Here is a 5,334-nt window from a genome sequence, read left to right as displayed (position 1 = left end):
TAGTTAAACAATCGCCGGGTCAGCAGTGTCGCGACGCCTTTACCCTGCATGTCGTGACGCACGAACACCGCGTACTCGGCCCGTTGAATGTCCGGGTCCGCGATGAGCTGCGCGATCCCAAAGATCTCCGTTCGATCCGCGGTGCCGCGCGTCGTGAGCACCAGTGCCATCTCACGATCGTAATCGAGTTGCGTGAAGCGCCGCGGCGGTCGCGTGTGTCAGCGCCTTGACGGCGGCGAAGAACCGGAACCGCAGCTCTTCTCGTGTGAGTCCACCGACCGCGACCTGTAATGCCGCCTCATCTTCTGGACGGATAGGCCGCACCAGCAGATCCTTGCCGTCCACGTGTACCGGCGCCTCCAGCTCTTTAGGATAGGGCCGAATGGCCAGCCGCTCGGCGGCGCTGCGTGTAGTCGCGCTAACGCGGATACGCGCATCCAGCGCCAGCACGCCGTTCTCATAGGCGAGCAGCGGATTGATGTCGAGCTCCGCGATCTCCGCGAAGTCGATGACGAGCTGCGCGATCTTGATTAAGGTCAAAGCGATCGCGCCGAGGTCGGCCGCGGGCCTGTCGCGATAGCCCTTCAGTAGCCGATAAACCCGTGTGCCGGCAATCATTTCGCGAGCGAGGCGCATGTTCAGCGGCGGCAGACCCAAGGCCTTGTCATCAATTAACTCCACCGCCGTGCCACCCCGGCCGAACAGGATTATCGGGCCGAACTGATGGTCCTCTACGACCCCTAGGATCAGCTCGTGCGCGCCCGGACGCCGTATCATGGACTGCACCGTGAAGCCGTCGATGTGCGCTTGGGGCCGTAGTTTGCGCGTACGCTCGAGCATCGCTTGTGCGGCTGCACGCACCGCGGTAGCACCTTGTAGATCCAGCGCCACGCCGCCGACATCGGACTTGTGCGTGATATTCGGCGAGAGGATCTTGAGCACCACCGTCCCGCCGATCTCCGCGGCAAGCCGTGCGGCCTCATCGGGATCGCGCGCGATGCGCGTGGGAACGACGGGAATCGCATAGGCTGCGAGCACCTCCTTGGCCTCCGCTTCGCTCAACCAGTTGCGCCCATCAGCCAGCGTCTTGTTCAAGGGCACACGAGCGCGGGCGAGATCCGGATCGAAAGTCTCCGGGATCGAGGAGGGCGTCTCGATTAACAGTTCCTGGGCGCGGCGATGGCTAACCAGGTGCATAAACGCCCGCACCGCCTGCTCCGGCGTCTCGAAGCTCGGGACGCGGTGCTTGGCGAAAAAGTCGCGCGCCCCGCGCGCCGTGCCCTCGCCGACCCAACTCGTGAGCAAGGTATGTTTTCGGTAAGTCGCCGCGGCCTCGACCACGGCTTGCGCCGCCTCTTGCGCGGAGGCGAGCGCGGTCGGACAGTTGAGTACCAGGGTGGCGTCCACATTACGATCATCAGCTAGCGCGTTCATCGCGTCGCGGTAGCGGCCGCCGGGCGCATCTCCGATGATGTCCACAGGATTGGCGCGCGACCAGGTGGACGGGAGCACGGCGTTCAGCCGTTCCATGGATTCCGGCGAGAGCTCGGCAAGTCGGCCGCCGTGATGCATCAACGCGTCGGTCGCAAGCACCCCCATGCCGCCGCCATTGGTCACGATGGCCAGACGATCGTTTACGGGACGATGTCCCATCGCCAACGTTTCAACGGCGTCGAACAGCTGCTGTAGCGTTAAAACACGCAGCATGCCCGCTCGACGAAAGACGGTATCGTAAACGTTGTCCGCGCCGGCGAGCGCCCCAGTATGCGAGGCCGCTGCCCGCGCGCCTTCGGCATGACGTCCGGCCTTCACGACGATCACGGTCTTCATTCTCGATGCCGCCCGCGCCGCCGACATGAACTTGCGGGCGTGCGTGACCGCCTCGATGTACAGAATAATGGCCGTGGTATCGCGGTCGGTGGCGAGGTAATCGAGCAGGTCGCCGAAGTCGACGTCGAGCATGTCGCCCATCGAGACCAGATGCGAAAAACCCACGTTCTGTGCCACGGCCCAATCGAGCATGGACGTGACGACCGCGCCCGGCTGCGCGATAAAGGCGATGCCGCCGGCGGCGGGATTGAGATGCGCGAAGCTCGCGTTGAGCCCCACGAACGGCGTCATGATCCCTAAGCAATTTGGACCGACGACGCGCAGGAGATGAGGCCGCGCCGAATCCAGCAGGGCCTGCCGAAGCTGTTTGCCGTCGGCATCGTGCGCGTTGAAGCCGGCGGTGATCACCACCGCCGCGCGCGTACCGCGTTTGCCAAGTTCGGCTACGATCCTGGGCACGGTGGACGGCGGCGTGGCAATCACCGCGAGCTCCGGCGCCTCGGGCAGCGCGGCGACATCTCGGTAGGCCGGCTGGTCTCTGACTGTGCGGTGACGCGGGTTGACCGGCATGATCGGCCCCGCAAACCCGCCGTTCAAGAGGTTCTCCATCAGCACCGCGCCCAGGCTGCCGGGCCTATCGCTCGCCCCGAACACCGCGATCGATCTCGGCTTGAACAGATACTGCAAGTTGCGGACGGTCATGACGTGATCTCGAATTCGAAGGCCAGACCTTCATCCTCGCTCTTGTGTGCCTATGCTGTTGCAACCGCCAGCGACGAAGGCGACCGAACCATTGACGGCGTGGGCGGCGTTCCTCGCCAGTCGGGCAACCATGGTGCCGACCTTCCTCGATGGAGGAGGCTACGTCGGGCCGGCTTGCGCCGTCAACGCAGTAGACCGCCGCGTCTTATCCTCGCGTCTTATACTTCAGCTTTGAGTTTCAGGTTGCGGCGACGCGTTGCGCGTGTCGATGGGTTCGGCAATCCGCTTCAGTTCTGACATGCGCTTCTGCATGTCCTCGGGGATGAAGGTGCCGCCGCTACCCGAGTAGCCGATGTAAACTGACTGTTCGAATCGCTCGTAACAGCGCACCGCGATCCGAGAGTGAGGCGCGCGACGCACACAGGCCTCGAAGTAGCGCTCGTGCGACGGCCAGAGTATGGGGTCGCCGATCACATCGTACGCGCTGCCGGCGATGAAAAACGCTTCGGCGGCGTGCTTGCTGTCGGGAAAGCGCGCGAGCAGCTCGTGCGCCGTTGTGGACGCGCGCAGGTACTCGATGTTCGCGCCAGTATCCTTCGGATACAGCTGCGCGGCCTTAGCGGCCGTGAAAAGACGACTCATCTCCTCGTAGAGCGCCGGCTCTGTATCCGCCGAAGTCTTGTCAGAGTCCGCGACTTTCTCCGCTTGCCACTTGCTCAACGCCGCTTCCCAGCGGGCCGCGTTGCGGCGGAGGAACTCCGGAGCGCTGCTTTGCGTCCTGGCGTTGTCGACGATGCGCAGCGCCGCCGCAGGGCTCTTCTGCACGCGAACGGCGAGCGAGAGACCGTGCCGGACGGCGCGCTCCCACTCGATCTGATGCGCCTTCGCGAATTGGTCGTCGGCGACGATCGCCTGATACTCGGCGAGGGCCTTGTCGAATTGCCGGGTTCCGTGATCAGGTCGGCCTGCTCCACACGACCGAGCGCGTTCGTTTTCGGCGACAGCGGGAAGCTCGGAAGCTCGGAATTCGCCTCGTGCCGGGTGTGACACGCGATGCAATGGCCGGTGACCGAGCGCAGGAGGCTCACGCCGTAGGCGAGCTGACCGCTCTTGACCGCCGCGTACGCGACCTCAGCGTCCTCAACGAACTGGTTCGCGAGGATCGGCAGGCTCGGGTCGGCGTCGCCCGACGGCCGCGTCATCTTGCGGGCGGCATCGTCGCGCACGGCATGCGCGAGCTCGGCCAGCGTCCGCGCGTGCTTGAACACCACCTCCTTCTCCGGATGCCGGGAGACGAGCTGGGGCAAGAGCTCGTTCATCGTAGCCCCGAGCGCCCGCATCTTCGCCTGCCAGCTTATCGGCGTGGCAGGGTCGGCGGACGCACTCGACAGCATGGTAATGCCGTGCAGCACGGAAAACACCAGGCCTAAAACGGATCGTCTCATGGCAAGTCCTTCAGTCAATGGCAGGATAGGACAAATCATCGTGATAACAAACGCTGGGAAAGTGAGGGATTCATCCCCACGGCGTCGCCCAAGTAGAACCCGCCTGTAAGCCGGGTTCTTCGATGCCCCACAAGGCCGCTTACGGTCACTGCACCGCAATCCTGTGCCGCTTTGCGTGTTCTAGTTTCGGGATCAGCATGACGCAGAAGCGAAGCGCGCCTGGTGCGCATCGGGTGGCGCGCGCGGCGCGTAAGCGTCGAAGCCCTTTCTAGCATGCGATCAGTGGAGGACTCGTTCATCGTAATGTGGATTCAAGCTACGAGAGCCTGCTAGTGAGACATCAGCACCGGTACTTTCGCATGCATGAGCATGTGCCGGGTCGCGCCCCCAAGCATGATCTCCTTCAGCCGCGAGTGCCCGTACGCTCCCATCACGATGAGGTCGGCGCGCTGACGTTCCGCCTGCTCGAGCAGTCTCTCGCCGACGAACTGAGGGGCCGCCGTATCGCGCGCCGCCTCAGCCTCGACACCGTGACGCGCCAGGTGCAGTGCGATGTCGGCGCTGGGTATCTCATTGTCAGCGTCTTCGCGAGCGACATCGTCCGCGGGGGGGTCGACCGCCATGACGATGACCTGTTCCGCACCACTTAGCAGCGCGAGTGCATCATTGGCCGCCCGCGCCGCCTCTCGGCTATTATTCCACGCGACCAGCACGCTCTTGCCCAATGATCCGGACCAGGCGCCTGGAACGAAGAGCACCGGCCTGCCTGCCGCCAGCGGTATTTTGTCCGCGATCTCGCGTGTTATAGGAGGTGCATTCTCAGTCGGCTGACCCAACACGATGAGATCTACCACGCGGCCGTAGTCGATGATCGTGGTTGCCGGATCCCCGTCGACATGATGCCACTCGCCAAGTACGCCCGCGCGCGCTGATGCATTCGTGAACAGCGCCTGTGTCCTCTCGGCTACCGCTCGCAGATCGTCTTTGCACTTCTCCCACAGCCCTGCTACCCAGACATCATGAGTGGCCACATAATGATACAACGAGGTCACATGGATCCCGCCAAGATGGGCATTGAAGCTCTCAGCAAGATGAATCGCAGCTTCCAGAGGCGCGTTGGACGGTTCAGCATGATCTACATGAACGAGAATATCTTTTAGCATGACCGCTATCTCCTGTGGCAGTGGATTGGTCCCTGCAATGATGGAATGGACTCCTCCCGCTGTTTTGAGCGGCATCGAGGTGCCAAGCTGGAGGTGTTAATCATCAGCGTAACCGACGAGAGGAGTCCGAGATGAATGCTACAACCGTTGCGGTGGATCTGGCAAAAGATGTAATCGAACTGGCGGTGGCCGAT

At 63.2% G+C, this 5,334-nt stretch carries 3 protein-coding genes and 1 pseudogene; all 4 read right to left on the bottom strand.

Features of this window, described 5'->3' with window-relative positions; translation table 11 throughout:
• The 4 genes and pseudogenes from H0V34_03010 to H0V34_02995 all read right to left on the bottom strand — a co-directional run bounded on the left by H0V34_03010 (position 1) and on the right by H0V34_02995 (position 5,215).
• Positions 1–2,532, bottom strand: a pseudogene (locus tag H0V34_03010) (acetate--CoA ligase family protein).
• Between the two features lie 225 nt (positions 2,533–2,757).
• Positions 2,758–3,252 carry a hypothetical protein gene (locus tag H0V34_03005; protein ID MBA2490705.1) on the bottom strand — a complete coding sequence of 165 codons (495 nt, stop codon included), beginning with the start codon at positions 3,250–3,252 and terminating at the stop codon, positions 2,758–2,760.
• Positions 3,249–3,977, bottom strand: a complete 729-nt coding sequence (locus H0V34_03000) for a hypothetical protein (protein MBA2490704.1) — start codon at positions 3,975–3,977, stop codon at positions 3,249–3,251. The genes H0V34_03005 and H0V34_03000 overlap by 4 nt, the downstream gene beginning before the upstream one ends.
• 329 nt (positions 3,978–4,306) lie before the next feature.
• The gene (locus tag H0V34_02995) at positions 4,307–5,215 is read right to left on the bottom strand and encodes a universal stress protein (GenBank protein ID MBA2490703.1); all 909 of its coding nucleotides are present in this window, start codon (positions 5,213–5,215) and stop codon (positions 4,307–4,309) included.
• Positions 5,216–5,334 lie beyond the last annotated feature (119 nt).

It is taken from the genome of Gammaproteobacteria bacterium, from assembly GCA_013696315.1.
Taxonomy (GTDB): Bacteria; Pseudomonadota; Gammaproteobacteria; order JACCYU01; family JACCYU01; genus JACCYU01.
This window is presented reverse-complemented; position numbering and strand designations above follow the sequence as displayed.

Coding starts and splice junctions, on each gene's coding strand:
- H0V34_03000 (MBA2490704.1), bottom strand. CDS start 3,977: ATGAGACGATCCGTTTTAGGCCTGGTGTTTTCCGTGCTGCACGGCATT.
- H0V34_02995 (MBA2490703.1), bottom strand. CDS start 5,215: ATGCCGCTCAAAACAGCGGGAGGAGTCCATTCCATCATTGCAGGGACC.